The 26,019-nt window shown below is 74.5% G+C and carries 23 protein-coding genes; 13 read left to right on the plus strand and 10 right to left on the minus strand.

Annotated elements, in window-relative coordinates:
• The first annotated feature begins 19 nt into the window (after nt 1-19).
• Both ABZ860_RS19075 and ABZ860_RS19080 read left to right on the plus strand, forming a co-directional pair.
• Nucleotides 20-1,333 carry an MFS transporter gene (locus ABZ860_RS19075; protein ID WP_357221791.1) on the plus strand — a complete coding sequence of 438 codons (1,314 nt, stop codon included), beginning with the start codon at nt 20-22 and terminating at the stop codon, nt 1,331-1,333.
• Nucleotides 1,320-2,030 (plus strand): nitroreductase family protein, encoded by a 711-nt coding sequence (locus ABZ860_RS19080; RefSeq protein ID WP_357221793.1) that lies wholly within the window; start codon nt 1,320-1,322, stop codon nt 2,028-2,030. The genes ABZ860_RS19075 and ABZ860_RS19080 overlap by 14 nt, the downstream gene beginning before the upstream one ends.
• 25 nt (nt 2,031-2,055) lie before the next feature.
• Here ABZ860_RS19080 and ABZ860_RS19085 read toward each other — a convergent pair whose 3' ends face one another.
• Complete coding sequence (locus ABZ860_RS19085) at nt 2,056-2,493, minus strand: hypothetical protein (protein WP_357221795.1); 438 nt, start codon at nt 2,491-2,493, stop codon at nt 2,056-2,058.
• Between the two features lie 173 nt (nt 2,494-2,666).
• On the minus strand, nt 2,667-3,659 hold the full coding sequence (locus ABZ860_RS19090) for a phosphotransferase (protein WP_357221797.1): 993 nt from the start codon (nt 3,657-3,659) through the stop codon (nt 2,667-2,669).
• Between the two features lie 117 nt (nt 3,660-3,776).
• On the opposite strand from ABZ860_RS19090, the gene ABZ860_RS19095 reads away from it, so the two are divergent.
• Nucleotides 3,777-4,931, plus strand: coding sequence for an RtcB family protein (locus ABZ860_RS19095; RefSeq protein ID WP_357221799.1), 1,155 nt, complete (start codon nt 3,777-3,779; stop codon nt 4,929-4,931).
• On the opposite strand, the gene ABZ860_RS19100 is transcribed toward ABZ860_RS19095, so the two are convergent.
• Nucleotides 4,919-6,214: a cytochrome P450 gene (locus tag ABZ860_RS19100; RefSeq protein WP_357221801.1), complete on the minus strand. Its 1,296-nt coding sequence runs from the start codon at nt 6,212-6,214 to the stop codon at nt 4,919-4,921. The two genes, ABZ860_RS19095 and ABZ860_RS19100, sit on opposite strands and share 13 nt — an antisense overlap.
• Before the next feature lie 67 nt (nt 6,215-6,281).
• Nucleotides 6,282-7,430 (minus strand): cellulose-binding domain-containing protein, encoded by a 1,149-nt coding sequence (locus ABZ860_RS19105; protein WP_357221803.1) that lies wholly within the window; start codon nt 7,428-7,430, stop codon nt 6,282-6,284.
• Between the two features lie 152 nt (nt 7,431-7,582).
• On the opposite strand from ABZ860_RS19105, the gene ABZ860_RS19110 reads away from it, so the two are divergent.
• On the plus strand, nt 7,583-8,602 hold the full coding sequence (locus ABZ860_RS19110) for an NAD-dependent epimerase/dehydratase family protein (RefSeq protein WP_357221804.1): 1,020 nt from the start codon (nt 7,583-7,585) through the stop codon (nt 8,600-8,602).
• 1 nt (nt 8,603) lies between these two features.
• Here ABZ860_RS19110 and ABZ860_RS19115 read toward each other — a convergent pair whose 3' ends face one another.
• Complete coding sequence (locus tag ABZ860_RS19115; RefSeq protein WP_357221806.1) at nt 8,604-9,869, minus strand: hypothetical protein; 1,266 nt, start codon at nt 9,867-9,869, stop codon at nt 8,604-8,606.
• 101 nt (nt 9,870-9,970) lie between these two features.
• Here ABZ860_RS19115 and ABZ860_RS19120 point away from each other — a divergent pair, with 101 nt between their 5' ends.
• From ABZ860_RS19120 to ABZ860_RS19130, 3 genes are read left to right on the plus strand one after another with little or no spacing between them, the layout of a single operon-like run.
• Nucleotides 9,971-10,615: a glycosyltransferase family 2 protein gene (locus ABZ860_RS19120; protein ID WP_357221808.1), complete on the plus strand. Its 645-nt coding sequence runs from the start codon at nt 9,971-9,973 to the stop codon at nt 10,613-10,615.
• Complete coding sequence (locus tag ABZ860_RS19125; RefSeq protein WP_357221810.1) at nt 10,612-11,274, plus strand: TIGR04282 family arsenosugar biosynthesis glycosyltransferase; 663 nt, start codon at nt 10,612-10,614, stop codon at nt 11,272-11,274. The genes ABZ860_RS19120 and ABZ860_RS19125 overlap by 4 nt, the downstream gene beginning before the upstream one ends.
• A complete protein-coding gene (locus ABZ860_RS19130; protein ID WP_357221812.1) occupies nt 11,271-11,882 on the plus strand; it encodes a methyltransferase domain-containing protein in 612 nt (203 codons plus the stop codon). Before ABZ860_RS19125 ends, ABZ860_RS19130 begins: the two co-directional genes overlap by 4 nt.
• A 78-nt stretch (nt 11,883-11,960) precedes the next feature.
• Here ABZ860_RS19130 and ABZ860_RS19135 read toward each other — a convergent pair whose 3' ends face one another.
• From ABZ860_RS19135 to ABZ860_RS19145, 3 genes are all read right to left on the minus strand, one after another.
• The gene (locus ABZ860_RS19135) at nt 11,961-12,959 is read right to left on the minus strand and encodes an MBL fold metallo-hydrolase (RefSeq protein WP_357221814.1); all 999 of its coding nucleotides are present in this window, start codon (nt 12,957-12,959) and stop codon (nt 11,961-11,963) included.
• Nucleotides 12,956-14,203 carry a M24 family metallopeptidase gene (locus ABZ860_RS19140; protein ID WP_357221816.1) on the minus strand — a complete coding sequence of 416 codons (1,248 nt, stop codon included), beginning with the start codon at nt 14,201-14,203 and terminating at the stop codon, nt 12,956-12,958. The genes ABZ860_RS19135 and ABZ860_RS19140 overlap by 4 nt, the downstream gene beginning before the upstream one ends.
• Nucleotides 14,204-14,282: 79 nt before the next feature.
• On the minus strand, nt 14,283-16,973 hold the full coding sequence (locus ABZ860_RS19145; RefSeq protein WP_357221818.1) for an AAA family ATPase: 2,691 nt from the start codon (nt 16,971-16,973) through the stop codon (nt 14,283-14,285).
• 162 nt (nt 16,974-17,135) lie between these two features.
• Here ABZ860_RS19145 and ABZ860_RS19150 point away from each other — a divergent pair, with 162 nt between their 5' ends.
• On the plus strand, nt 17,136-18,644 hold the full coding sequence (locus ABZ860_RS19150; RefSeq protein ID WP_357221820.1) for a DUF2079 domain-containing protein: 1,509 nt from the start codon (nt 17,136-17,138) through the stop codon (nt 18,642-18,644).
• A gap of 9 nt (nt 18,645-18,653) precedes the next feature.
• Here the strand turns inward: ABZ860_RS19150 and ABZ860_RS19155 are convergent, their stop codons facing one another.
• Nucleotides 18,654-19,397, minus strand: coding sequence for a helix-turn-helix transcriptional regulator (locus tag ABZ860_RS19155; RefSeq protein WP_357221822.1), 744 nt, complete (start codon nt 19,395-19,397; stop codon nt 18,654-18,656).
• Between the two features lie 75 nt (nt 19,398-19,472).
• Here ABZ860_RS19155 and ABZ860_RS19160 point away from each other — a divergent pair, with 75 nt between their 5' ends.
• Nucleotides 19,473-20,630, plus strand: a complete 1,158-nt coding sequence (locus ABZ860_RS19160) for an MFS transporter (RefSeq protein WP_357221824.1) — start codon at nt 19,473-19,475, stop codon at nt 20,628-20,630.
• Nucleotides 20,631-20,677: 47 nt separating this feature from the next.
• Here the strand turns inward: ABZ860_RS19160 and ABZ860_RS19165 are convergent, their stop codons facing one another.
• Nucleotides 20,678-21,703, minus strand: coding sequence for a UbiA family prenyltransferase (locus ABZ860_RS19165; RefSeq protein WP_357221826.1), 1,026 nt, complete (start codon nt 21,701-21,703; stop codon nt 20,678-20,680).
• A gap of 118 nt (nt 21,704-21,821) precedes the next feature.
• Between ABZ860_RS19165 and ABZ860_RS19170 the strand changes: the two genes are divergently transcribed.
• The 4 genes from ABZ860_RS19170 to ABZ860_RS19185 all read left to right on the plus strand — a co-directional run bounded on the left by ABZ860_RS19170 (nt 21,822) and on the right by ABZ860_RS19185 (nt 25,804).
• Nucleotides 21,822-22,889, plus strand: coding sequence for a 3-oxoacyl-[acyl-carrier-protein] synthase III C-terminal domain-containing protein (locus tag ABZ860_RS19170; protein ID WP_357221828.1), 1,068 nt, complete (start codon nt 21,822-21,824; stop codon nt 22,887-22,889).
• Between the two features lie 9 nt (nt 22,890-22,898).
• Nucleotides 22,899-23,474 (plus strand): isoprenylcysteine carboxyl methyltransferase family protein, encoded by a 576-nt coding sequence (locus ABZ860_RS19175; RefSeq protein ID WP_357221830.1) that lies wholly within the window; start codon nt 22,899-22,901, stop codon nt 23,472-23,474.
• Nucleotides 23,471-24,517, plus strand: a complete 1,047-nt coding sequence (locus tag ABZ860_RS19180) for an NAD(P)/FAD-dependent oxidoreductase (RefSeq protein ID WP_357221832.1) — start codon at nt 23,471-23,473, stop codon at nt 24,515-24,517. The genes ABZ860_RS19175 and ABZ860_RS19180 overlap by 4 nt, the downstream gene beginning before the upstream one ends.
• A gap of 222 nt (nt 24,518-24,739) precedes the next feature.
• A complete protein-coding gene (locus ABZ860_RS19185; RefSeq protein WP_357221834.1) occupies nt 24,740-25,804 on the plus strand; it encodes a helix-turn-helix domain-containing protein in 1,065 nt (354 codons plus the stop codon).
• Nucleotides 25,805-26,019: the final 215 nt, after the last annotated feature.

Below are 26,019 nucleotides of genomic sequence, written 5' to 3' on the forward strand. Positions count from 1 at the left end.
GCAGGAAAGGAAAGCAGCAGTGGCAGTCGACGAAAGCCTGGCACCGCCGGGCGCTCCGATGTCCTCCTCACCCGTCCGAGCCCGCGCCTGGGGCGTCACCGCCGTGCTGGTCCTCTCCGCGGTGGTGGTGTTCCTCGACAAGGCCCTGCTGGGCCTGGTCGCCAAGCCGATGAGCGCCGAGCTCGGCATGTCCGCCGCCGGTTTCGGCAGCCTGGGCAGCGCCTCCTACGTGCTTTTCGGCGTGACCTGCATCGCCGTCAGTTTCACCGCACAGCGGATCTCCCCGCGGTGGGTCCTGCTGGCCTGCGGCCTGCTGTGGGCAGCCGGCCAGGTGCCCGCCGTCGTCGCCGCCACCGGCGGCATGCTGTACGCCAGCAGGATCCTGGTCGGGGCCGCGGAAGGACCGGCCAACCCGCTGTCCATGACCGTGCTGTACTCGTGGTTCCCCAACGAGCGGCGCGGCCTGCCGCAGGCGCTCTACACGGCGGGCGCCGCGGTCGCGAAGATCGCCATGGCGCCCCTCCTGACCTTGGTCATCATCGGATTCGGCTGGCGAGCCGGGTTCCTCACCGTCGGAGCGCTCGCGCTCGGCTGGTCGCTGCTGTGGCTGGCCACCGGGCGGCTCGGCCCGTACGGGGCCGCCCCCGGCCGGGGCGGCCGGCCGCGGCACCGTCAGGTCGCCGGCGTCCCCTGGCGCCGCGCGCTGCTCAACCGCACGTTCATCGGGTGCCTCATCGCCTACTTCGCCCAGAACGCACTCGCCGCCATCGTCTTCACCTGGCTGCCCTCCTACTTCGAGAACGCCCTCGGATTCTCCCCGGAGGCGGCCGGGTCGCTGTTCGGCCTGCCCAGCGCGCTCGGCATCGTGGCACTGGTCGCCTCCGGAGCGGTCACCGACCGGCTCCTGCGCGCGGGCATCACCTCCAGACGGGCCCGCGGCCTGCTCGGCGGCGCCTGCCTGGCCGGCGCCGGCATCCTGCTGACCGGCCTGCCGCTGATTCACGCGCCGATCCCCGCCATCGCCCTCCTGATGCTCGGCTACGGCATATCCGTCACCGTCAACACCTTCGCCAACCCGGCCGTGGCCGAGCTCGTGCCTCCCCACCAGCGAGCCGGCATCCTCGGCGTCTTCTCCGGGCTCAGCGTCACCGCCGGGATCGCCAGCCCCGTCATCACCGGATGGCTGCTGGACCGAGCCGCCACCCCGCAGGCGGGCTACACGACCGCCTTCCTGCTCAGCGGCATCCTGCTCGCCCTCGCCGGAGCCCTGTTCGCCCTTCTGGTCCACCCCGAACGCGACCGCCACACCAGGAGTGACCATGTTCCAGCCTGAAATCCCCCACGACCGCAGCCTGCCGAACCTCACCCCTGACGAACTGCTCAGCACGACCCGCGCGGTACGCCGCAGGCTGGATGTGACCAGACCGGTCCCGCGCGAGGTGCTCCTCGACTGCACCCGCCTGGCCCAGCAGGCCCCCAGCGGACGCAACCGGCAGCGATGGGACTTCGTCTTCGTCACCGACCCCGACCGGCGGCGCGCCCTGGCCGACCTGTGGCGACGCGGCCTGACCAGCCCCGCCGCGACGCAGTCCCACAGTGACCCCAGCCGCAGTGGCCCCAGCCGCCACGACTTCACCGCCGAGTCGGGCTGGCACGCGATCGCCGAGAGCCTGCGCCACCTGGTCGGCATCCTGGACCAGGTGCCCGTCCTGCTGGTGCCCTGCATCCGTGTGGGGTCGCGGGCGGAACTCGACGATCCTGCGACGCAGGCCGGCACCTGGGGCTCGGTGCTGCCCGCCGTGTGGAGCTTCATGCTGGCGGCACGCAGCCGCGGGCTCGGCACCGTATGGACCACACCCCACCTCAACTACGAACGCCAGGCGGCCGCACTGCTCGGCCTGCCGTACGAGACGACCGTCCAATGCGCGCTCATCCCCGTCGCCTGGACGATCGGCACCGAATTCAAACCCGCCCGCCGGGTCCCGGTCACCGAGGTCGTCCACTGGAACTCCTGGCAGAGCGCGCAGTAGGCGGACGGCGGCCGCCGCACCCGGGTCAGATCCGCCCCAGCAGGACCCAGCCGAGCGCGGCCAGGGTGAGGACCTTCACGACCTCCAGCGCCACGTAGTAGAGGTGCGCCCTCGACCGGTGCCGCGCCGGGTCCTCGCCGGACAGGACGCGGTCGGACCTGCGGTTGAGCGGCGGACGCACGGCGGCGATCTGGATCACCAGGACGGCCGCGGCGACCGCCGTGAGCGCGACCGCGGCGGTGCCGGGCGATCCGGTCGCGACCGCCACGATCACGACGACCGCCAGCACGGCCTCGGCGGCGTTGAGCGCGCGGAAGACGAGCCGGCCGATGCCGAGCCCGATCGGGATCGTGACCCCCGGCGCACGGAACTTCAGGGGCGCCTCCAGGAAGGAGATCGCCAGCACCATCCCGAGCCAGACGAAGACGGCCGCGCCGCCCACGGCGGCCGAGGCGGGGTTCATTCTCGCTCTCCTCTCGCGCACGCGAAACCGGCGGGGCGGGCGGGACCGGGCCCCGCCGAGCCGTCCCGCCGGTCACGGCCCGCGCCCTCGCCCTCTCCCTCGCTCAGGGTTCCACGCGTGCTCCCCGGTTCCCGATCCAGGGTCGCGCGCCGATCGCGGCGAGATCGCCGGCGTCAGCTCCAGCCGGTCCGTCGCCGCAGCCAGGCCAGCGCCGCCCGGCCCTGCGCGAGCTGGAACGCGCGGAGCGTGGGCAGGCCCGGCGGCGGGGGAAGGCTTCCCCGCTGCAGGAAGAAGCCGGTCACGGCGGCCAGGACCGCGGTGACCGCGTCGCCGTCCGCCTTCGCCGCGACCGGGTGGCCGTCGAAGACCTCGGCCGGCGGCGGCCCACCCTGCATGGCCACGCTCGGGAGCATCCCGAGCAGGTCGAACCACGGAGCCGCCAGGCACGCCCAGGGCCAGTCCACCACATACACGCGCCCGTCCGCGGTGAGCAGCAGGTTGTCGGCCCGGAGGTCGGCGTGGGCCAGCGTGTCGCCCTCCACCGCCCGGCCCCAGACCGCCTCCAGCTCCGCCAGCCGGTCCAGGTGCCGCCGGGCCCACGCGGCGTCGGATCCGTCCACGGCGAGGCCGTCCGGGCCGGCGGCCAGGCGCCGCCATCCCTGGTACTCCTCCGCGAGCCGCTCGGCGGCCGGCGGCACGGCCACGGGCGCGGGGGTGAGCGACTCGGCCAGCTCGGCCATCGCGCCGAGCACGAGGTCGAGCTCGGCCGGAACCCAGGGCTGGGCCGGCGTGCGGCCCTCGACGTCCTCGAACAGCAGGACCACCCAGTCGTCCTCGTCGAAGGACGCGAGCAGCCGTGGCGCGGGCGCCGTGGCCGGCAGCGCGGCGGCCACCCGGGCCTCCGCCCGGTGGATGCCGGGGCTGATCGGGTTCGGCTCGGGCCCGACCGCCTTGACGAAGGCCCTGCCGCCACCCGCGAGCCGCAGGCGGGCCGCCACGCCCGGGGAGAACCCGCCGGGCTGGCTGACGGCCTCGGTCACGCGGTCCCCCAGGTGCGTCTCGACGGCCAGCCGCAGGCGCGCGGGCACCGCGGTCCACGGCAGTCGTACGCCGCCGGCGGGCGGGGGCGGGCCGTCGCCGCCGCGATCCCGGGATTCGTCGCTCATTTCGGCATGATGGGCGACGGGCGGGTAGGGCGGCAAACGACTTTTCCGCCGCGATATTCGGTTGGGATTCCCGCCCGGCGCCCGGCACAGTGGATCTCGACCGAGGAGGAGTTTCACATGCCGAAGCACATCGCCCCGAAGGTGCTGTCCTGGGCGAGCGAGATCGACGACGGGACGATCGACCAGGCCGCCCGGGCGGCGCGCCTGCCGTTCGTGCCCGGTCACGTCGCGCTCATGCCGGACGCGCACGTGGGCATCGGCGCGACGGTCGGCTCCGTGATCCCCACGGAGGGCGCGATCATCCCGTCCGCCGTCGGCGTGGACATCGGCTGCGGCATGGTCGCGACCGAGACCACGCTCACGGCCGCCGACCTGCCCGACTCGCTCGACCCGCTGATGCGGCTGGTGGAGCGGCGCATCCCGGCGGGCGTGGGCAAGGGGCACGACGACCGCGCGGTGGACCGCGCGCTCGGTGAGCTCGGCCGGCCGCACACCGGCCTGACGCCCAAGCAGGAGAACACCGTCGCCTGCCAGTTCGGGACCCTCGGCTCGGGCAACCACTTCGTGGAGGTCTGCCTCGACGAGCGCGACCGGGTCTGGACCGTGCTGCACTCCGGCTCGCGCGGGATCGGCAACCAGCTCGCCACCGCACACATCAACGGCGCCAAGCGGCTCATGCGGAGCCTGGGGGTCGGGATGGAGGACCACGACCTCGCCTACTTCACCCAGGGCACCCCGGAGTTCACCGCCTACATCGAGGACATGCTGTGGGCGCAGCGCTACGCGATGGCGTCGCGGGCACGGATGGACAGGGTGCTGGGCGAGGCGCTGTTCCGCGTCGTCGGCACGGGCGCCCGGGTCCGGACGATCAACTGCCATCACAACTTCACCCAGCTGGAGACCCATCAGGGCAAGGAGCTGTGGATCACCCGCAAGGGCGCGATCAAGGCGGACACCGGGGACGAGGGCGTGATCCCGGGCTCGATGGGCACCCGGTCGTACATCGTGCGCGGGCGGGGCAACCCGCTGTCGTACAACTCCTGCTCGCATGGCGCGGGGCGCAGGATGTCCAGGAGCCGGGCCAAGCGCGAGCTGTCGCCGGCCTCGCTCAGGGAGGCGATGCGCGGCCGGACCTGGAACGCCGACCGGGCCGCCGCCCTGGTCGACGAGCACCCCGAGGCGTACAAGCCGATCGACCAGGTGATGGCGGACCAGAAGGACCTCGTGGAGGTCCGGCACACGCTGCGCCAGGTCTTCAACTACAAGGGGTGAACGGAGGGGCGCCGCGGTTGCGCCCCCACGGTCTCGCGGGGCGCTGAGCCGGACGGACGGGCGCCGGCCGGACGCAGGACGAAGCCGCTCGCCACCCGGGCCGGGATCCGGTAGGGCGAGACGCCGAGGTCCTGCTCCGGCACCGTGTAGTCCAGCCGGGCCAGCCGCGGCGCGAGGGCCTCCAGCAGGCCCACGGCGACCGGCTCGCCCGGGCACCGGTGGCCGGCCGCCGGGTCGCCCCCGCCCTGCGGGATCAGGTCGTACGGGCCGATCTCCCGGCCGATGAAGCGGCGCGGGTCGAACGCGCACGGGTTCGGCCAGAGCGCCGGGTCGTGGTTCTGGCCCCAGACGTCGAGCAGCACGAGCCAGTCGGCCAGGATCGGCTCGCCCTTCCAGGTGAGGTCCTTGGCGGCCTTCCCCGCCACGAACGGCGCGAAGGGGTAGAAGCGCCGCACCTCGTGCGCGAACGCCTCGGCGTACGTGCCGTCGGCGTCCTCGGCCAGGCGGACGCGGGTGACCGGCCAGCAGTGCAGCGCGTGCGCGGCGAACATGACAAACCAGCTCACGGCGACGGTGGGGCGCACCAGGTTGAGCAGTTCGACCGCCGCGATCCGGGGCGCGAGCGGCTCCCCGTCGGGCTCCGTGTGGCGGGCGGCCACGGCGAGCGCCGAGGTGTCCGGCACCCGCAGGGTCCCGCGCCGCACGTCCTCGACCAGTCCCGCCAGCCACGCCTCGCGGCGCCTGCGGGCGGCGCGGGCCCGCCAGTGCCGCGGGCCGGGTGACCCGAAGCCGTCGACCATCGCGACGAGGTCGGCGGCGAGGGGCCCGGTCTCCTCCTCGGTGAGCGGGATGCCCGCCCACCGGCACGCCCCCCGGGTGATGACGCGGGCGGCCTCGTCGAAGAGCACGGCGTGTCCCCTGTCCGGCCACGTCGCCACCGCCGCGTCCCACGCCGCGGTGGTCTCACCCACGAGCGCGGCGACGCTTTCCGGCGTCATGAGCGACATGAACATGCCCTTGCGCGCCCGGTGCGCGGCCTGGTCGAGCGTGTGCACGCCGCCGTGGCCGAACAGCGTGCTCTTGATCGGCTCGGGCAGCGCGGGAGCCCGCTGGACGTGGTTGTCGTCGTAGAAGAAGCGGACGGCGTCAGGCCCGCGCAGCACGACGGCGCGCTGGCCCATCAGCCGGGTGTGGACCATTTCCCCCTGGGCCTCCCGCCAGCGGGCCGGCAGCCAGGCGTAGCCCTCGAGCAGCAGGAGCAGCGTGGTGTCGAGCAGCGGCATATCGTCCTGCCTGCCCCGATTCGCCCCTCGAAAACGGCCTGGCACACGGTCCGGTCGGGTACGGCGGTCAGCCGCGGATGCAGACGCCTCCGTTCAGCGTGAAGCCGGTGGGCTCGGGGTTGGCGCCCGTGGAGGTGCCGGTGAAGCCGATCTGCAGGGACCCGCCGGGCTGGATCACCGCGTTCCACGGCGTGCTCGCGGCGGTGACGTCCTTGCCCGACTGGGACCAGGTGGCCGACCAGCCGCTGGTGATCTTCTGCCCCGCGTCGGGGAGGACGAAGCGCAGCGTCCAGCCGTTCGTCGCCGTCTGGCCGAGGTTGGTGATGGTCACGCTAGCCGTGAAGCCGCCGCCCCAGGGCCACCAGTCGTACTTGACCTTGCAGCTGACCGGGGGCGGCGAGTACGTCGGGTAGCCTCCCGACGCCCGGGCCGTTATCAGGTCGGACGGCAGGCTGAGGTTGCCCGCGGCGTCCTGCGCCACCATGAAGTAGACGTACGACTGGCCGGTGACGAGGTTGCCCTCGGTGAAGTGCGTGCCGATGGCGGTGCCCACCGGGATCCAGGCGGTGTCGGTGCGCCGGTAGACGTCGTAGCCCGTGACGCCGACGTCGTCCGTGGACGGGGTCCAGCAGAACGACGTCCCCTTGAAGTCGGGCAGGCAGTCGGCCTGGATCCCGGCGGGCTTCGTCGGCGGGGTCGTGTCGCCGGTGCCGGGGCTCGGCGACACGGACATGCCGGTGACCGCCGTGGTGCTGAACGGCGCGGTGGGACGGCTGGTGTTGCCCGCGGCGTCCTTGGCCACGATGTAGAAGGTGTAGGTGCGGCCGATGGTCAGGCCGGTGACGACGGTCAAGGTGCCGGTGGTGGTGGCCGCCTTGACGAAGCCGTCGGGGGTGAGGCGGTAGATCTCGTAGCCGGTGACGCCGACGTCGTCGGAGGACGGCGTCCAGCACAGGCCCACCACGCCCTGGGGCGTGCCGCCCGTGGGCAGGGGCGGCGGGCAGGGCCGCACCTCGCCCGGGGTCGTCGGCGGCGTGGTGTCCGTCCCCGCCGGGCCGCTCCCCGTCGGCTGCGGCGTGGGTTCGCCCGAGGACGCGGAAGCGGCGTACACGACGCTCGTCGCGAGGACGGGCGGAGCGGCGATGTTGGCCGCGAGCAACGCGGCGGCGACGGCGCCCGCCGCGGTCCACGCGGCCGGCCACGACAGTCTGGACACGAGCCACCCTCCGGGACGACGATCCGCCGACGGCATCGCCCGGATCATCGTTCGCCCAAGCGGGCCCGTCAAAGGGGCGTCCGCGTCCGCGCCGGTCGTCCCGTAAGGAATCTGAAATTTTCAGCCCGGCGGGCCGTTGTTACCGTCGCGGGATGAAGATCGTGGTCACCGGCGCGGCCGGTTTCATCGGGAGCCGGGTCGCCGGGCTGCTGCGCGACGCCGGGCACGAGGTGCGGGGTTTCGACCTGCGCGGCGGCGAGGACGTCACGGCCGGCGACGTGCGGGACGAGGACGCCGTCGGCCGCGTCCTCGACGGCGCCGGCGCCGTCGTGCACCAGGCAGCCAAGGTCGGTCTCGGCGTCGACGTGCGGGACCTGCCGGACTACGTGTCGGTCAACGCGCTCGGGACCGCGGTGCTGCTCGCCGCGATGGCGCGGCGCGGGATCACCCGGCTGGTCCTGGCGTCGTCGATGGTGGTCTACGGCGAGGGCGTCTACGACTGCGCGGAGCACGGCCGCCAGCGCCCCGGCCCCCGGGCCGAGGAGGACCTGGCCGCGGGCCGGTTCGAGCCGGCGTGCCCGCGCTGCGGGCGGGCGCTGACGCCGGGGACCGTGGAGGAGGACGTCCCGGCCGATCCGCGCAACGCGTACGCCACGAGCAAGCTCGCCCAGGAGCACCTGGCGGCCAACTGGGCCCGCGAGACCGGCGGCGCGGCGGTCGCCCTGCGCTACCACAACGTGTACGGCCCCGGCATGCCGCGCGACACCCCCTACTCGGGGGTGGCCGCGATCTTCCGGTCCGCGCTGGAGGCCGGGCGGGCGCCGCTGGTGTTCGAGGACGGCGGCCAGCGCAGGGACTTCGTCCACGTCGGGGACGTCGCGGCGGCCAACCTCGCCGCGCTGGACGCGCTGGAGTCCGCCCCGCCCGGGCGGCTTCGCGCGTACAACGTGGCCAGCGGCGAGCCCCGCACGATCGGCGACCTGGCGGACGCGCTCAGCGCGGCGCGCAGCGGACCCGCCCCCGAGGTCACCGGCCGCTACCGGCTCGGCGACGTGCGGCACATCGTGGCCTCCCCCGACCGCGCCGCCGCCGACCTGGGCTTCCGGGCCCGGGTCCGCTTCACCGACGGCATGCGGGAGTTCGCCCACGCCCCTCTGGCGACGGCCGGCTGAATCACCAGGGAGATCTCACGAACCCCTGTAGCAGCAGGCCGAGCACCGCCTGCGCGGCCAGCAGGCGGCGGTCTCCCTCACGCCCGGCTCCCGTGCGCCCGGCCGCCGCGGCGACCCACAGGGCGTACGGCAGCCAGATCCGCTCCACCTCGCCCCGGGTGACGCCGCTGACGTCGAGGGCGAGCACCGCGGCCAGCGCCGCCACGGGCAGGATCCGCTCCCCGGCCCGCCCCGGCGCCACCAGCCCGGCGGCGGCGGCCGGGCCGGTCAGCAGGGCGAGCACGGCCAGGTTCGCGACCAGGAAGTACAGGTACGGCCGGGCCGCGCCGGGATCGGCCGCCCACTCGGCGTGGGTGGCGAGCACTCCGGCCGGCCACCAGAACCCCCCGGCGGCGAACAGGGCGCTCACCCCCGCCATCGCGGCCAGGCAGGCGGCCACGGTCGTACGCGGCACCTCCGCGGCGACCGCCGCCACGAGGGGGACGAGCAGGTAGGGCACCAGGCCGTAGCTGAGGTAGGGCAGCGCGCCCAGGGCCAGCCCCGCGCCGAGGCCGAGCGCCACCCGGCCCGCCCGGCTCCGCGCGCCGAGCACCAGCAGCGCCGTCCCCCACGCCCCCACACCGGCGAAGAACGCGTCCATGGTCGTCGCGATCCACACCGCCGCCGGGCACAGGGCGAGGTACGGCAGCGCCCGCCTGGCCGCCTCCTCCCCCGCGACGCGCCACACGGCCAGCCCGATCGCGGCCGTGGCCGAGCATCCCGTCACGACCACGAGGACGGCGGCCCAGAACGGCCCCGGCAGCCCGGCGGCCGCAAGCGCCCACAGCACCAGCACCGGCAGCGGCGGATGGCCGCGCACGTGCGTGGGGTAGGCCGGCAGGTCGCGGGTGAACCCGGCGAGCCAGCCGAGGGGGTCGTCTCCCACGGCCCCGAGCCCGGCCAGGTACTCCTGCGGGTGGGTGAACGGCCACGCCAGCCCCTCCCCCGACACGGCCAGCAGGACCGTCCACGCGAGCGACGCGGCGAAGGCCGCCGTCAGCGCCGCGCGCATCGGCAGGTGCGCGGTCAGCCGGGGCAGCGCGGGGACGGCGACCGCGGCGAAGGCCGCGGCCGCAAACAGCGCGAGCGTGGGCAGGCGCGCCAGCGCGTGCAGCGGCGGGAGGTGGTCGATGCGCAGCACCCCGCGGGCGTGCAGCACACCGCCCACCGCGAACGCGCCCGCCACCAGGGTGGCCCAGCCGGCCAGCGCCTCCCGTCGTCCGATCACGGCCACACGCTAGGCCCGCGGTGCCGACGTCCCCGCCCCGTGGACGGTCCCGTAGTCACTTCGTAAGAACTGGGCGGCTCCCGCGGCCCTACGTTCTGCGCATGCAGATCGATGTGGTGCTTCCCTGCCTCGACGAGGCGGCGGCGCTGCCCTGGGTGCTCGGCCGGATGCCGGACGGCTGCCGCGCCATCGTGGTGGACAACGGATCCACCGACGGGTCGGCCGAGGTCGCCGCCCGGCACGGCGCGCTCGTGGTGACCGAGCCGAGGCCGGGCTTCGGCGCCGCCTGCCACGCGGGACTGGAGGCCGCGACCGCCCCCGTCGTGTGCTTCATGGACGCCGACGCCTCCCTCGACCCCCGGCAGGTGCCGTACGTCGCGGAGGGGGTGGTGAGCGGCGCCGCCGACCTGGTGCTCGGCCGCCGCAGGCCCGTCACCGGATCGGCGTGGCCCGCGCACGCCCGGCTGGGCAACCGGGTGCTCGCCTGGCGGCTGCGCCGCCGCACCGGCGCCCCGCTGCACGACCTCGGTCCTATGCGCGCGGCCCGCCGTACGGCGCTGCTGGCCCTGGGCCTGCGGGACCGGCGGTTCGGCTATCCGCTGGAGATGGTGCTGCGGGCGAGCGAGGCGGGCTGGCGCATCGGCGAGGTCGAGGTCGACTACCTGCCGCGGGTGGGCCGCTCGAAGGTGACGGGGACCGTCCGCGGCACGGTGCGGACGGTCCGCGACATGTGGCGGGCGGCGTGACGCCGGCCACGGGCGGGACCGCGACGCAGGTCGTCGTCATCGCCAAGGCGCCCGTGCCGGGGACGGTCAAGACCCGGCTCACCCCGCCCTACACCGCGCGGGAGGCCGCCGCGCTCGCCGAGGCGGCGCTGCGCGACACGCTGTCGGCCGTCGCCGCCGCCCCCGCCGCGCGCCGGGTGCTGGCCCTGCTCGGCGAGCCGGGGCCCTGGCTGCCCGCGGGCTACGACGTGGTCGCGCAGCGGGGGGACGACCTGGCCGCGCGGCTGGCCGCCGCCTTCGCCGACGCGTGGGCGGCCCTGCCCGTCCCGGTCGTGCTCATCGGCATGGACACCCCGCAGGTCACCCCCGCGCTGCTGGCCGAGGCCGGGCGGTCGCTGGACGGGCACGACGTCGTGGTCGGCCCGGCCGCCGACGGCGGGTTCTGGCTGCTCGGGCAGCGCAGGCCCGACCCCGCCCTGCTCGCCGGGCTGCCGATGTCCCGGCCCGACACCGGGGCGCTGCTGATGGAGCGGATCCGCGCAGCGGGCGTGCGGACCGCCCTGCTGCCCGAGCTGACCGACGTGGACACCGCCGCCGACGCGCGCGCGGTGGCCGCGCGGATCCCCACCTCCCGGTTCGCGACGACGCTGGCGGGCCTCGGCACGGACGTCCCCGCGTGATCGGCCCCCTCTACGCCGAGTCGCTGGACGGCGCGCGGGTCGAGGTCGAGTCGGCCGACGGCGGCACGTGGCCGCTGGAGTCGCGGCGCTGGCTCCACGGCGCCGACGGGGACGAGGCCATGCTCGCCCGCTGCGCCGACCCGACACTCGACGTGGGCTCGGGACCGGGGCGGCTGACCGTGGCGCTGACGAGGCGCGGGGTGCGGGCGCTCGGCATCGACGTCACCCCCCGGGCAGTCCGGCTCACCCGCCTGGCCGGCGGGCGCGCCCTGTGCCGTGACGTGTTCGGCCACGTGCCCGGCGCCGGCCGCTGGGGCACCGTGCTGCTGGCCGACGGCAACATCGGCATCGGCGGCGACCCCGACGCCCTGCTGCGGCGGGTCCGCGAGCTGCTGCGCCCCGGCGGCGAGGTCGTCGCCGAGCTCGATCCTCCCGGCGCCGCGACCCGCGCGGAACGGGTCCGGCTGCGCCGGGAGGGCCGGGTCACCGGATGGTTCGCCTGGGCGCGGGTCAGCGTGTCCGGCATCGGGCCGCTCGCCGCGCGCACCGGCTTCCGCGCGGCGGAGGTGTGGACCGAGGCCGGCCGCTGGTTCTCCGTCCTGAGCTGAACCGGGTGCGGCGGCCGTTCGCCCGCGGGTCATCCGATCGCGCCGCCTCGAACCACCCCCGTCCCTCCGGCACCCGGCTCAGGGACGGGTGTAGAGACGGTAGGTGGCCAGGACGTTGAGCCGGTGCAGGTTCCGGCACAGCTCGAGCATGCCGCGCCGGGCCGCGTCCTGGGGGATGTGATACCGCGCGAGCGCGGCGGACAGCTCCGGGTCCAGGCCCTCCGCCCACGGGTCGGTGCACGCCTCCGTGGCATCCTCCAGGGTGCGGCCCGCCTCCACGGCTGCGAGCACCTCGTCGTGCAGCCGCTCGAGGTAGGCGAGCAGCGCGTCGATGGCCGCATGGCCGTCCCCGGAGGGCCCGTGACCCGGCACGATGGTCACCAGATCGGGCAGCGCGTCCTTCATCCGGCGGAGGGTCCCGGCGTACGGCTCGGGACCGCCCTGCAGCAGCATGTGGGCGGTCCCCGCGTGACACAGGAGGTTCCCCGTCCAGGCGACGCGGGCGTCGGGCACGTAGACGACCGTGTCGCCGGGCCCGTTCCCGGGGCCGAAGTGCCACAGCTCCACCGCTCGCCCGCCCAGGTCGATCTCGGCGAAGCCGTCGAACACGACGTCGGGAGTGCGCCATCGGGTCACGGCGTCGAAGAGCGCCTCGTCGCCGTACATGTTGCCCGACCTGACCCGCTTCTCGTAGCCGAGGTCGGCCATGTTCTCCTTGTTCGCCCGCGACGACACGATGACGGTGTCGGCGGGGAACGCCATGTTCCCGAAGGTGTGGTCACCGTGGTAGGTCGTGTTGACCAGGAACCGCGACGGCCGGTCGGTCAGCTCGGCGACCAGCCCCTGGATCCGCCCGGACACCTCCGGGGTGATCCCCGCGTCCACGACCAGGGCGGCGTCCCTGCCGACGACGAGCCCGTTGTTGTCCTTGGGCGGGATGGTCGCCATCAGCGCGTGGACACCGTCCGCGAGGGCATGCGGCTCCAGCCGCAGGCCCGAGGGCGAGAGGTTCGGCCCCGAGTATCCGGTCGGCCGCTCGGACAGCTCGCGTTCCGGGATGTGAGCGGTCGGGTTCATCCCTCGCTCCTCAGCAGATGGGTGGTGAGGGGGTTGAGCTCGACGGGGCCGTCCTCGCCGATGACGACGGTGCCGCCGAGGTTGGTCAGGCGATCGCCGATGACGGCGTTGGGCTCGAAGGCGAAGGTCATCCCCGGCATCAGGGGGAGCTGGCCGCCCATCGTCGGCAGGTCGAAGAGCCGGCCGTACCGCGCCGCCTCGGGCAGCCTGCGCAGACCGGCGCCGAAGCCGCCGACGGGGCCCATCGGGTTGAGCGTGTGGACCAGCGGGTGGACGTTCCAGGCGCCGGCGTCGCGCAGCGGCCCCTCCATGGCCTCCACCAGGTCGCCGAAGGTGGCGCCCGGACGGGCCGCGGCCAGACCCGCGTCGTAACTGGCACGGGCCACCTTCGCCCCGGTCTCGATGTCCGGGTGCGGCTCGCCCACGGCGATGGCCACCTGGTGCTGGGTCTCCTTCATCCCGAAGCGGCAGAACACCTCGGCCATGACCACGTCGCCCTCCTCGACGACGCGCGGCGCCTGGGGACGGTAGGACCAGGCGGGCGGCCCCCAGGAGACGAAGCCCGGCCCGGACGACAGCAGCATGCCCGGGGCGGCGAGACCGCGCCGGAACGCCGCCGCCATGCCGGCCGCGTAGACCTCCGCCTCGCTCACCCCCGGCCGGGCGGCTTCCACCATGGCCTCGGCCATCGCGTCGCCCGTCTCGGCCGAGTATCGGATGACGGCGAGCTCCTCCTCCGACTGCCGGATGGTGGCGAGCAGGTAGTTCAACCCGACGGGTTTGAAGGTCGCCTCCGGCAACTCGGCCAGCACCTGGGACCACAGCCCGTACGGCATGATCGGATTGATGTGGAACGGCGGGTAGGGGTCCAGCCCCAGCACCCCGACGGACGCCGTCTCCAGGTGGTGCTCCCTGAGGACCTCCGCCACGCCTGCCGCGTGCTTGGCCACCCGGATGCGCTCCGGGGGGATCCACAGCTCCTCGCCCCGCCTGCTCGCCTGGATGTGGTCGGCGACGGGGAGCGTCGACCAGGTCAGCTCGACGGGATCGGCGTCGCGGCAGAACACGACGATCGCGCCGGGCCGGTCGTTGGTGAAGTAGGCGTCCGGGGCGAAGGGGGCGAGATCGACGCACTCGTGCTCGCCGTACGCGATGAGCGCCTGCACGCCCTCGGCCTCCATGATGCCGCGGGCGATCGCCCAGCGGCGGTCCCGCTCCGCCAGTGAATAGGTGGGAATGCTCATGCCGCCGAGGCTAGGAACGGACGCGTCCGCACCGCCTCCGTCATGTGACGGTAGTGGCGGCCACGTCACCCGGGTCCGCTTAGGTCATCACGAACCTGGCGAGCTCGGCGCGCGAGGTGATGCCCAGCTTGGGGAACGCCTTGTACAGGTGGTAGGCGACCGTACGCGGGCTCAGGAAGAGCTGCGTGCCGATCTCCCGGTTCGACGCCCCGCCCGCCGCCAGCCGCACCACGTGGAGCTCCTGCGGGGTGAGCGTGGCCAGCGGGTCGCGGCCGTGGTCGCGGGGGGACGGCGAGACGCCGGTGGCACGCAGCTCGGCCGCCGCACGGGCAGACCACGCGGCCGCGCCGAGGCGGGCGAACGCCTCCATGGCGGCGTTCAGCCGGGTGCGGGCCTCGGCGCGGCGCTGGTGACGTCGCAGCCATTCGCCGTACAGCAACTCCGTGCGGGCCTGTTCGAAGGGGTGGTCGGCCTCGCGGTGCAGGGCCAGCGCCCGCTCGTACGCCGCCTCGTCGCCGGTCACCAGCGCATGACAGCGCTCCAGCACGGCGAGCGCCCACGGCTGCCCGATGGCACGCGCCCACGTGGCGAAGCGGTCGAGCGCGTCGCGTGCCCGATCGGGGGTGCCCACCCGGACGGCCGCCTCGACGTAGTCGGGGTAGGCGTACCGCCAGATGAAGGCGTGCCGTCCGGGCCCGCTCATGCGCTCGTCCATGCGCTCGAGCACCGACGTGTAGCGGGCCGCCCCCAGGTCCAGCATGATGGCCGCGTACGTGGCCCAGGTGGTGCCGGTCATCCACGTCTCGGCCGCACATGCCTGCGCCATCAGCCGGCGGCACTCCTCCTCCGCCCCGGCCACCGCCGCGAGCCAGGCGGAGACGCCGGTGAGGTAGTTGTCCCAGTACGGCTGGTCGTTGTCCGCCGCGATCTGCAGGCCTTCGCTCACGCCGGCCCGCGCGGCGCGGTGGCGCCCGTTGAGGATCTGCGCCACGGCCTGGAGCACCATGGCCTGCGGGAGGCGGCCGACCCGCCCGGCCTGGCGGCATTCGGCGACCAGGCCGTTCGCGTCCTCCAGCATCATGCGCTGCCGGCCGTGGACGAAGCCGAGGTAGGTCCTTATGGCGCGCAGCTCGAACGGAAGCGCCGCCTGATGCCCCAGCCTGGAGTACGGCATGCCGAAGACGGCCGTGTCGTCGCCCTCAAGCAGGTGGACCACGTCCATGCTGAACTCTTTGAGCACGCTCAGGGGGCCCTCGACGAGCGGAGTCAGGTCCGCGATACGGCGGGCCAGGCCGAGCTGGTCGGGATGGGGAGTGCTGCTCCAGATGTAGACGCTGGCCATGCTCGCCATCGGCAGCACCGCCTCGGGGTCGACCGGGGCCAGAGCCTCGACGCCGTCGAGGAACAGCCGGATCGCCTCCAGCGGCCGGCCCGCCTCGAAGGCCAGCGTGGCCCGCACCCTCGCCAGCTCGGCCGCCACCACGGGGTCGGCCGCGGGACAGGCCCGGCGGGTGAGCTCCTCGGCGCGCCGCCGCAGGCCGGCGTCCAGGGCGGCCGCCGCGGCGGCGGCCCAGCGGCGCGCCGCGGCCGGCGGATCGGCGGACAGCCGCGCCGCCCGCTCGTACCCCGCCGACGCCGCCGCCTGGCCGCTGCGCCTCGCGGCGCGGATCGCGGCCTCCTCCAGCTCCCCCGCCACCCGCTCGTCGGGCCCGGTGGCCACCGCCGCCAGGTGCCAGGCGCGGCGGTCCTCGTCCGTGGCCCCGGCCAGGGCGTGGTGGGCGGCGACGCGCTGCGCCACGTCCGCCGCGAGCCGCGTCGCCGTACGCACCAGAGGGTGACGGAAGGCGACGCCGGTGGGAGTGACCACGACCAGCCCCGCACGCTCGGCGGGCGCGAAGTCGGTGAGCGAGACGCCCATGCCGCGCAGGGCGCGGTTGAGCGTGTCGATGTCGCCGCTGTCGTTCAGGGCCGCCACCAGCAGACACGACCTGGTCGCGGCGGGAAGCTCCAGGATCGCGGCGCGGAAGCCCGCAAGCACCCGGCCGGAGACCGGCTCGGCGCCGCCGAGGGAGAAGGCCGGCGGCCCGATGGCTCCGGCCCGTTGCTCGGCGGTGAGCGTACGCGGCAGTTCCAGCAGCGCCAGGGGGTTGCCCTGCGCCTCGTCGACGATCAGCTCGCGTACGGCCACCGGGAGCCCGCCGGCCCGCTCGGCGAGCAGGCTCGCGGCCGGCCGCCGGGCCAGCCCGGTCAGCCACAGCTCCGGCTGCCCGGGGGCGGGAAAGGACGTCCCGTCGTCCCGGGCCGCGAACACCAGCGCGATCGGCTCGGCGTGCAGGCGGCGGGCGGCGAACAGCAAGGCGTCCGCCGACTCCTGGTCCAGCCACTGGGCGTCGTCCACCAGGCAGACCAGCGGCTGGTCGGCCGCCAGCTCGGTCAGCAGGCTCAGGGTGGCGAGCCGGACGAGGAAGCGGTCACCGGGCGCCGCCCGGCCCAGCCCCAGGGCGCTCATCAGGGCGTCCGCCTGCTGGTCCGGCAGCGCCGCGATGCGGCCGAGCATCGGGCGCAGCAGCAGGTGCAGGGCGGCGAACGGCAGCTCCGCCTCCGACTCGACCCCGCTCACCCGCAGGACGCGGCCCTTGGCGGCGGAGGCGGCGTACTCCAGTAGCGCGGTCTTCCCGATCCCCGCCTCGCCGCGGAGGATCATCACACCGGTGCGGCCGGCCAGCAACCGATCGATCGCCGCCTGTTCCGCTTCGCGGCCGTGGAGCATGCCTCATAGTGTGCCGCACACGGAAGTCGGCTGATCCACCCGTCTTGCCGCGAAACGAGGCGGCGGTTCCGGTGCGCAGCGTGGCGGCGTGGATAGGCTGCCGCAGGGGGCAGGCGGAAGCGAACGGGACGGATGGCGGGGATCGCGCGCGCAGTCGCACGGATGGTCGCACAAAGGGGGCGGGCGCGGCGCGGCGACCGCATCGACGGGAACCGCACCACCGGAAACCTGGCCACCCTGAATGTGGACGGCAGGGACCTGGCCTGCGTCTCGGCCCTCACCGTCGCGGCGGCGGCGCTCTACGCGCTCTATTCGTGCGTGACGCTGGCGCGCTTCCGGGCGGGCGCGTACGACCTGGTGATATTCGACCAGGCGATCCGCTCCTACAGCCGCCTCCAGCCGCCGGTCTCGATGCTGAAGGGGGTGCACAACGGGTTCGGACCGGGGTTCTGCGTGCTCGGCGACCACTGGTCTCCGATGCTCGCGCTGCTGGCGCCGCTGTACCGGATCCACGACGGGCCCGCGACCCTGCTCGTCGCGCAGGCCGTCCTGCTCGCACTGTCGATCCCGTTCGTGTGGACCTACGCCTTCCGCGCCTCCTCGGCGGTCACGGCCGGACGGCGCGTCGCCTATCCCGTCGCGGTCGCCTACGCCCTGTCGTGGCCGATCACCGAGGCCGTGGCGTTCGACTTCCACGAGGTGGCGTTCGCGCCGCTGCTCACGGCGGCGATGCTGGAGCGTCACCAGGCCGGGCGCAGGCGGGCGGCCGTCCTCGCGGGGCTGGCGCTGCTGCTGGTCAAGGAGGACATGGGCCTGCTGCTGGCCGGTCTCGGGCTGTTCCTGCTCACCCGCCGCCGCGAACGGAGGCCGGGCGTGCTGCTCGTCGCCGGCGGCGTCGCCGCGACCCTGGTGGCGACGCGGGTCCTCATCCCGCACTTCGGCGGCAGGGCCGGCTACTACTGGGCGTACTGGGCACTGGGCCCGGACCTGCGCCGGGCCGTGGTGCACGCCGTCACGCGGCCCGGCGACGTCGTCGCGCTGCTCGCCGATCCGCCGCTGAAGCTGCGCACGCTCGTGCTGACGCTCACTCCCGTGCTGTTCACCGCCGCGCTGTCCCCGTTGGGCCTCGCTCTGCTGCCGCCGCTGCTGGAGCGGATTCTCGCCAGCACCTACCCGAACTGGTGGACGCCGAGATACCACTACACGGCCTTCGTCGTCGCGGTCGTCTTCGCCGCCGGGATCGACGGGGCACTGCGGGCGGCCGCCCGCTTTCCCGCACGGTCCGCGATGCTCGTGCGCGGATGGGCGCTGCTCGTGCTCGCCACCGCGCTCGCGCTGGTGCCGTTCTTCTCGTTCGGCGCGCTGTTCACGCCGTCGTTCTACGCGGAGACGGCACGGACGCGCGCGGCCGGGCGCGCCGTCGCGGCCGTGCCCGACGGCGCGCTGGTCGAGGCGGCGGGCCCCCTCGCCCCGGCCCTGTCGCCGCGTACGCGGACCCTGCTGTGGGACCGCACGCCGCGCGGGGCGCCGTGGGTCGCCGCCGACGTGGGAGCCAGGGACTTCCCCTTCGACTCGGTCCGCCGGCAGATCGCCCGGGTCGAGACGCTGCTCCGGCAGGGCTACCGGGTGGTGTTCCGGGAGGCCGGCTACGTGGTGCTCACCCGGCCGTAGCCGGCCGCCTCACGCACGTACGTACGCGTGCGGCGTCGTGCCGAAGGCATGCTTGAACGACTGGATGAACGCGCTGGGGCCGCTGTAGCCGCAGGCGGCGGCCGTCGAGGTCACCGACCGGCCGCCGGCCAGCAGGATGAGCGCGCGATGCAGCCGCAGCTGCGTGCGCCACTGCGGGAAGCTCATGCCGGTCTCCGCGCGGAACAGCCTGCTGAGCGTGCGTTCTGAGGCGCCCACCACCGCGCCCAGCTCGGCGAGCGTCCGGCCGTCCGCCGGATCCGCCTCCAGGATCGCGGCCACGTCGCGCAGCCGGGGGTCGGACGGCGTCGGCAGGCACAGCGGCAGCGCCTCGACCTCGCGGAGCTGGTCGAGCAGCACGCGTTCCAGGTTGGCCCGCTGGCTCGCGGTCGGCTCGTCGTCGCCGGTCAGGGCGACCACCACCTCCCGCAGCAGCGGCGTGATCGCCAGGACCGTGGGCCGGTCCAGCCGCAGCGGGTTGACCGGAGGGTCGAAGACCAGCGCCCGCATCTCGGTCGGCCCGTACGCCTCGTGCGCGTGCGCCACCCCGGCCGGTATCCACACGCCCCGATGCGGCGGCACCACCCAGTCGCCGATCGGGGTCGAGATCCGCAGCACCCCGCGGTGCGGGTGGATGAGCTGGTGTGAGGCGTGGTCGTGCCAGTCGATGCGCTGGCGGTGGGCCAGCGGCACCCGGGACGGGCCGCCGCTCGCGGAATGGCGGGTTGCCGACATGACTCGGCAGAGTATCGCTAGTTCGCCGACTCGGTCGTCCGCGATGCTCGACGGAGCCTCTCAAGGAGACGATCAGTGACACAGACATCCGTTCGGGCGCCGGGGGCGAGGGCGGCGTCCGCGTGGCGGCGCATGTGGCTGTGGGCGGCCGCGCACGCCGTCGACGACCTCTACCAGGGACTGGTGCCGGCCTGCGTGCCCTACTTCGTGCTCGACCGGCACTACGGTTATGTGGCCGCCTCCGGGCTGACCCTGGCCGCGGCCCTGGGCAGTTCGATTCCGCAGCCGTTCATCGGCCTGGCGGTCGACCGTTTCCGCCTGGGCTGGATGGCCGCCGCAGGCGTCGCGCTGGCCGGGCTCGGCCTCGGACTGTCCGGGCTGGTGGAGCCGTACCCCGCGGTCTGGGCCCTCGTCCTGCTGTCCGGGCTCGGGGTGGCCATGTTCCACCCGGCGGCGGGCAAGGGGGCCAGGGAGACGGCGGGAGACAGCGCCACGGCCATGAGCGTCTTCGCGGCGGGCGGGAGCGTCGGCTTCTTCCTCGCGCCGGTGCTGGCCACGCCGGCCCTGATCTCGATGGGCGTCGGCGCCACGGTTCTGTTCGTCCCGCCGGCCCTGCTGGTCGCGTTCGCGCTGCTCAGGAAGAGGCCCTCGGCCCAGACGGCCACGGCGGCCACGCGCGCGGGCACCGACAGGTGGGCGCCGTTCATGGTCCTCACCGGCATCGAGGTCGTCAGATCGGTGACGTTCTTCGGCGTGCTCACCTTCATCGAGCTGTTCTGGATCAGGCACCTGGGCGCCGGGCGCGGCCTCGCGGGCGGGGCCCTGGCCTGCTTCCTGGTCGGCGGGGTCGCGGGCACGCTGACCGGAGGGCGCCTCGCCGACCGGATCGGGCTCGTGCGGACCGTGCAGATCGGCGGTCTGCTGGCCATCCCCACGCTCGCCGGGCTGCGCCTGCTTCCGGGGCCCTACCTGCCGCTGCTGTTCGCCGTGCTGGCGGGCATCGCGATCAACATCCCGTTCGCCGTGCTGGTGAAGCTGGGCCAGGACTACCTGCCGAGCCGGCCCGGCACCGCGGCCGGTGTCACGCTCGGGCTCGCCGTGAGCGCCGGCGGGCTCGCCGCGCCGGTGCTCGGCCTCGCCGCGGAGGCGTACGGCCCGCAGGGGGTCTTCACCATCCTCTGCCTGGTGCCGATCGCGGCCGTGGGGCTGGGGCTGTTCCTCCCCCGCAGGTGACTCCCGCGGTCCTCCCCGCAGGTGACCCGCGCGGACGCTTCCCCGCCTCAGCCTCCGGCGACGAAGCCCGGCGTGCCCGCGAGCAGCAGGACGTCGATCCCGGCGGCGCCGATGGCGGCGGCGAAAGGAGCCACGGGCACACGACGCCCGAGCAGCAGACCGCCCGCGGCGCAGGCGGCCACCCCGGCGAAGGCGAGCCACCCGGCCGGGCTCGCCGGTCCCGGCGGCGCGACCACCAGCAACGCGGACGCGGCCAGCAGCGGCAGCGGCAGCAGAACCCGCACCCGGGCGGGGCCGAGACGCTGCGGCCAGCCCCGCACCCCCGTCGCGACGTCCGTCTCGATGTCGGGCAGCACGTTGGCCAGGTGCGCCGCGCAGCCGAGCAGCGCCGCGGCGAGCACGACCCACCACGCCGGCAGTGAGACCGGCGAGGCGTGTCCCGGCGTTCCGGCCGTCACGAACACCGGCACCGCGCCGAACCCGGCCGCGTACGGCGCCCACGAGGCCGCCGTGCCCTTGAGCCACAGGTTGTAGACCCAGGCCGCGGCGACGGCCGACAGGTGCGTCGCCCCGGCCGCCACGCCGCAGGCCAGCGAGAGCGGCACGCAGGCCGCCAGCGCGGCGAACGCCGCGACGCGCACCGTGCGCGCGGACACCAGGCCCGCGACGATCGGCTTGGCGGTCCTTCCGGCCGCGGCGTCCCTCGCGGCGTCGACGGCGTCGTTGCACCAGCCCACGGACAGCTGACCGGTCAGCACGGCGAGGGCCGCCGGCACCGTCCCCGCCGGGCCCCACCCGGCGACCGCCACGAGCACCGTGACCAGGGTGGTCACCGCCACCGTGGGACCCGGGTGGCACGCCCGCGCCAGCCCGGCCGCCGTCCGCGCCACCGTCCAGGCCGCCGTCCACGCCGCCGGGGCGGCCCCTCGGCGCCCGCCCTCCGCCGCGCCCGACGCCTGGCCCGCGATGCCGGCAGGGGCGACGTCCTCGCGGCGCGCGCCGCGAACCGGCACGGCGGCACCCGCGCCGCCGCCGGCCGCCGCGTCGCCGGGCGGGTCCCCTGAACCGGTCACGATTGCGAGCGTAACCCGGCACTCCGGGTACAGATCACGATTGGCCTCAGAAGGCATGCGGCGGCCACCAACGGGCAAGAGAGACTTGTCACGGTTTTCGCCTGCACGGGGATGTGAGATGACGCGGATCGCGGCCGTCCATGGTGTCGTTCCCCCGCATCGCCACTCACAGGCGGAGATCTCGGACGCGCTGGCGAGGGTCTGCCTTCCGCCGGGCGCCGATCGCCGGCTTCTCGACCGGCTGCACGCCGGCGCCCGGGTGGAGCACCGCAACCTGGTGCTGCCGCTCGACCAGTACGGCAAGCTCGACGGCTTCGGCGCGGCCAACGACCTGTTCATCGAGGCCGCGCTCGATCTGGGCGCGCAGGCCGTCACGGGGGCGCTGGACGCGGCCGGGGTCACCCCGGCGGACGTCGACATGATCATGTGCACCTCGGTCACCGGTGTCGCCGCGCCGTCGCTGGACGCCCGGCTGGCCAACCGGATCGGGTTTCGCCCCGACGTGAAGCGGGTGCCGGTGTTCGGCCTCGGGTGCGTGGCGGGCGCGGCGGGGATCTCCCGGCTGCACGACTACCTGCGCGGCTGGCCCGGCCACGTGGCGGTGCTGCTCTCGGTCGAGCTGTGCTCGCTCACGTTGCAGCGCGACGACACCTCCACGGCCAACCTCGTGGCGGGCGCCCTGTTCGGGGACGGCGCCGCCGCCGTGGTCGCGTACGGGGACGAGCGGGAGCCGCCCCGCGCGGACGCGGCGGGGCCCGTGGTGGTGGCGACGCGCAGCCGCCTGTATCCCGGCTCCGAACGCGTGATGGGCTGGGACGTCCGCGACAGCGGCTTCCGGGTCGTGCTGGACGCGGGGGTGCCCGACGTGGTCCGCACCCATCTGGGCGGCGACGTGCACGGGTTCCTCGCCGACCACGGCCTGGCCGCGGGCGACGTCACGGCCTGGGTCTGCCATCCCGGCGGTCCCAGGGTGCTGGAGGCCGTCGCGGAGACGCTCGCGCTCCCGGACGGCGCGCTCGACCTCACCTGGCGTTCGCTTGCCGCCAACGGGAACCTGTCGTCGGCCTCGGTGCTCCACGTGCTGCGCGACACCCTCGCCCTGCGGCCCCCGCCGCCGGGCACACCGGGCCTGCTGCTGGCGATGGGCCCGGGGTTCTGCTCCGAACTCGTCCTGCTGAGCTGGTAGGGAGGAGCCGTGTCGTCCTGGCCCGGGTCGCTTTGGTACGTGCTGCTCGTCGCGCTCGTCGCGGTGGAGCGCCTCGCCGAACTGGTCGTCGCGCGCCGCAACGCCCGCTGGAGCCTCGGCCGGGGCGGCGTGCTGTACGGCAGAGGCCACTATCCCTGGATGGTCGCGCTGCACACCGGCCTGCTGGCCGGATGCCTGCTGGAGGTGTGGCTGGCGGATCGGCCGTTCGTCCCCGGCCTGGGCTGGCCGATGCTCGGGCTGGTCCTGGCCGCGCAGGCGCTGCGGTGGTGGTGCGTCACCACGCTCGGCCCCCAGTGGAACACTCAGGTCATCGTCGTGCCCGGCCTGCCGCTCGTGCGGCGCGGGCCGTACCGGTTCGGGTGGCTGCGCCATCCCAACTACGTGGCGGTGGCGGTGGAGGGCGCGGCGCTGCCGCTCGTGCACTCCGCCTGGCTGACCGCGCTGGTCTTCACCCTGCTCAACGTGCCGCTCATGGTCGTGCGCCTGCGCTGCGAGAACGCCGCGCTCGCCACCGCGGACCCCGCATCCGCCGCGCGTGACGCCGGGGCGGGGACCGCCGCGTGATCGACGTGCTGGTCGCCGGCGGCGGGCCCGCCGGGCTGGCCACGGCCATCCACGCGGCGTTGGCCGGCATGGAGGCGGTCGTGGTCGAACCGCGGGCCGGTCCGGTCGACAAGGCGTGCGGGGAGGGCCTGATGCCCACCGGCGCCGCCGCCCTGGCGGATCTGGGGGTGACGGTGGCGGACGGCAGGCCGTTCCGCGGGATCCGCTACGTGGACGGGCCGCACCGGGTGCAGGCGGAGTTCCGGGACGGACCCGGGCTGGGCGTGCGCCGCACCGCCCTGCACACGGCCCTCGCCCTCCGCGCCCGGGACCTCGGCGTCCGCGTGGTGCCCGGCCGGGTGGACGCGGTGCGCGGGACGGCCGAGGGTGTGCGTGCCCGCGTGACGGGCGGACCGGAGCTGGGTGGCCCGGAATTGGGCGCGCGGTGGCTGGTCGCGGCCGACGGGCTGCACTCGCCGACCAGGGCGCGGCTCGGGCTCGACCGGCCCTCCGGCGGCCCCCGCAGATACGGCCTGCGCCGCCACTACCGGGTCGCGCCGTGGACGGACTTCGTGGAGGTGCACTGGGCGCCCGGCGGCGAGGCGTACGTCACACCGGTGGGCGACGACCTCGTCGGGGTGGCCGTGCTCAGCAGCGAGCGGCGGCCCTATGACGAGCACCTGGCGCGCTTCCCCCACCTGCTCGCCCGGCTGGACGGCCCGCCCGTCACCCCCGTGCGCGGGGCCGGGCCGCTGCGCCAGCGGGTGCGGCGGCGGGTGGCCGGGCGGGTGCTGCTCGTCGGCGACGCCGCGGGCTACGTGGACGCGCTCACCGGCGAGGGGATCTCGCTCGCGCTGCTGTCGGCCCGCGCCCTGGTCGGCTGCCTGCGGGCGGGCCGCCCCGAGGAGTACGAGGCCGCCTGGCGGCGCCTGTCGCGGCGCTCCCGGCTGCTGACGACCGCGTTGGTGGAGGTCAGGCGGCATCCCTCCGCGGCCCGGATGATCGTGCCCGCCGCGCGGCGCCTGCCCGCGGTCTTCGGTGCGGCGGTGCGGTCGCTCGCCTGAGCCCGTGCCGGCGAACCGGGCGGCGGGGATGCCCGGCTTTTTCGTATCCCAAGCGTCACGGGAGGCGAACCCCGGTCGACCCGCACCTCCGCTCCCTCGCGAGCGGTTTTCCGTTCTCACGCAGCGCAATCCCTCATCACGCACGCGATATTGACTGCACCTGGTCAGCAAGCCATCATCCTGCTGTTTGTTCTGCGCATCGCCTCATCGCACTCTCGATGCGTGACGGAAACCGCTCGCGGCGAAGCGACCATCTCCTGCGCGACGACGATCCGCCGAGGACACATGACGAAGATTTTGGATTGGCACAGCAAAGACCTGGCCGTTCGGGATCGGTTTGCTTCCTGGTACGACACGATGTCACGGGCGCATGTGCACGCGTGGCTGACCACAAAGCATCCCGCCAGCTTCGACGCGTCGGCGCGAGTATTCGATCTCGGCGGTTTGCAGTTCTCGGTGATGAGCCACCACAGGTTGGAGGTGAGCCGGCCCGCCAAGCTCGTCCGGCAGTCTGATCCGGAAGTCTTCCAACTGCACCTCCTTCTCGGCGGCGCCGGCGGCATAACACAGGGAGGACGGGATGCCGGTCTCCATGCCGGGCAGTTCCTCATCATCGACTCCTCCCGCCCCTATCAGGGGTGGCGAGGGACCGAGGACGACCCGGCCGAAGCCCTGCTCGTCCAGTTCCCCCGGGCCGCGCTCGGCCTGCGGTCCGACATGGTCGGGCGGCTCGTCGCGGCACCGTTCACCGTCCGGCACGGCATCACCGCCGTCCTGGCCGGGCACCTGAAGCACCTGGCGGAAAACGCCGACGGTCTCACGGCTCGAGACGCGCAGGCGGTGGGCGCCGTCACTCTCGACCTGATCGCGGCCGCCTGCGCCGACCGGTTCGAGGACACCACCGTGTTGTCACCCGAATCGCGGCGCCAGGCCCTGCTGTCGTCGGTCCACGACTTCATCCGGCGGCGACTCGGCGACCCGGATCTCACCCCGGAGACGATCGCCGCGGCACACCAGATCTCCGTCCGGCAGCTGTACAAGATTTTCCAGGAGCAGGGCGTCACCGTGGCCGCGTGGATCCGCCGATGCCGGCTGGAGCGGTGTCACCGCGATCTCGCCGATCCCCGGCTTCGTTCCCGTCCCATCCAGTCCATCGCCGCCCGATGGGGCTTCACCGACGCCGGAACCTTCAGCCGTGCCTTCCGCGCCGCCTACGGCATGTCGCCACGCGATCACCGCAATCTCGCGGCAGGCGACCGGCCCTCGTCTCGGCCGGACCACCTCTGAGCGCTGAGGGCACCGCCGGAGCCGCCCGGAAGACGTACCCGGCGAATTGTTACAGCCGGATTCACAGTTCATGAACGCCCGTTTTTAGGACGCCCCCGGAGCCCTCTATACGCGGTGGTAATAGAACCTACTTCGAGATTGATGAAGTAGCCATATTTCGTGACCGGTATGCAAAGATCTAGCGTGTGTACCGAATGGCGAGGCCGATGTTACGG

Origin of the sequence: Microbispora sp. NPDC046973 (assembly GCF_040644495.1) — a bacterium.
Classification (GTDB): domain Bacteria; phylum Actinomycetota; class Actinomycetes; order Streptosporangiales; family Streptosporangiaceae; genus Microbispora.

Excerpts from the sequence above, each read along its gene's own strand:
- ABZ860_RS19080 (WP_357221793.1), top strand. The coding sequence starts at position 1,320 with ATGTTCCAGCCTGAAATCCCCCACGACCGCAGCCTGCCGAACCTCACC.
- ABZ860_RS19085 (WP_357221795.1), bottom strand. The coding sequence starts at position 2,493 with ATGAACCCCGCCTCGGCCGCCGTGGGCGGCGCGGCCGTCTTCGTCTGG.
- ABZ860_RS19090 (WP_357221797.1), bottom strand. The coding sequence starts at position 3,659 with ATGAGCGACGAATCCCGGGATCGCGGCGGCGACGGCCCGCCCCCGCCC.
- ABZ860_RS19095 (WP_357221799.1), top strand. The coding sequence starts at position 3,777 with ATGCCGAAGCACATCGCCCCGAAGGTGCTGTCCTGGGCGAGCGAGATC.
- ABZ860_RS19100 (WP_357221801.1), bottom strand. The coding sequence starts at position 6,214 with ATGCCGCTGCTCGACACCACGCTGCTCCTGCTGCTCGAGGGCTACGCC.
- ABZ860_RS19110 (WP_357221804.1), top strand. The coding sequence starts at position 7,583 with ATGAAGATCGTGGTCACCGGCGCGGCCGGTTTCATCGGGAGCCGGGTC.
- ABZ860_RS19120 (WP_357221808.1), top strand. The coding sequence starts at position 9,971 with ATGCAGATCGATGTGGTGCTTCCCTGCCTCGACGAGGCGGCGGCGCTG.
- ABZ860_RS19135 (WP_357221814.1), bottom strand. The coding sequence starts at position 12,959 with ATGAACCCGACCGCTCACATCCCGGAACGCGAGCTGTCCGAGCGGCCG.
- ABZ860_RS19140 (WP_357221816.1), bottom strand. The coding sequence starts at position 14,203 with ATGAGCATTCCCACCTATTCACTGGCGGAGCGGGACCGCCGCTGGGCG.
- ABZ860_RS19145 (WP_357221818.1), bottom strand. The coding sequence starts at position 16,973 with ATGCTCCACGGCCGCGAAGCGGAACAGGCGGCGATCGATCGGTTGCTG.
- ABZ860_RS19150 (WP_357221820.1), top strand. The coding sequence starts at position 17,136 with ATGGTCGCACAAAGGGGGCGGGCGCGGCGCGGCGACCGCATCGACGGG.
- ABZ860_RS19155 (WP_357221822.1), bottom strand. The coding sequence starts at position 19,397 with ATGTCGGCAACCCGCCATTCCGCGAGCGGCGGCCCGTCCCGGGTGCCG.
- ABZ860_RS19170 (WP_357221828.1), top strand. The coding sequence starts at position 21,822 with ATGACGCGGATCGCGGCCGTCCATGGTGTCGTTCCCCCGCATCGCCAC.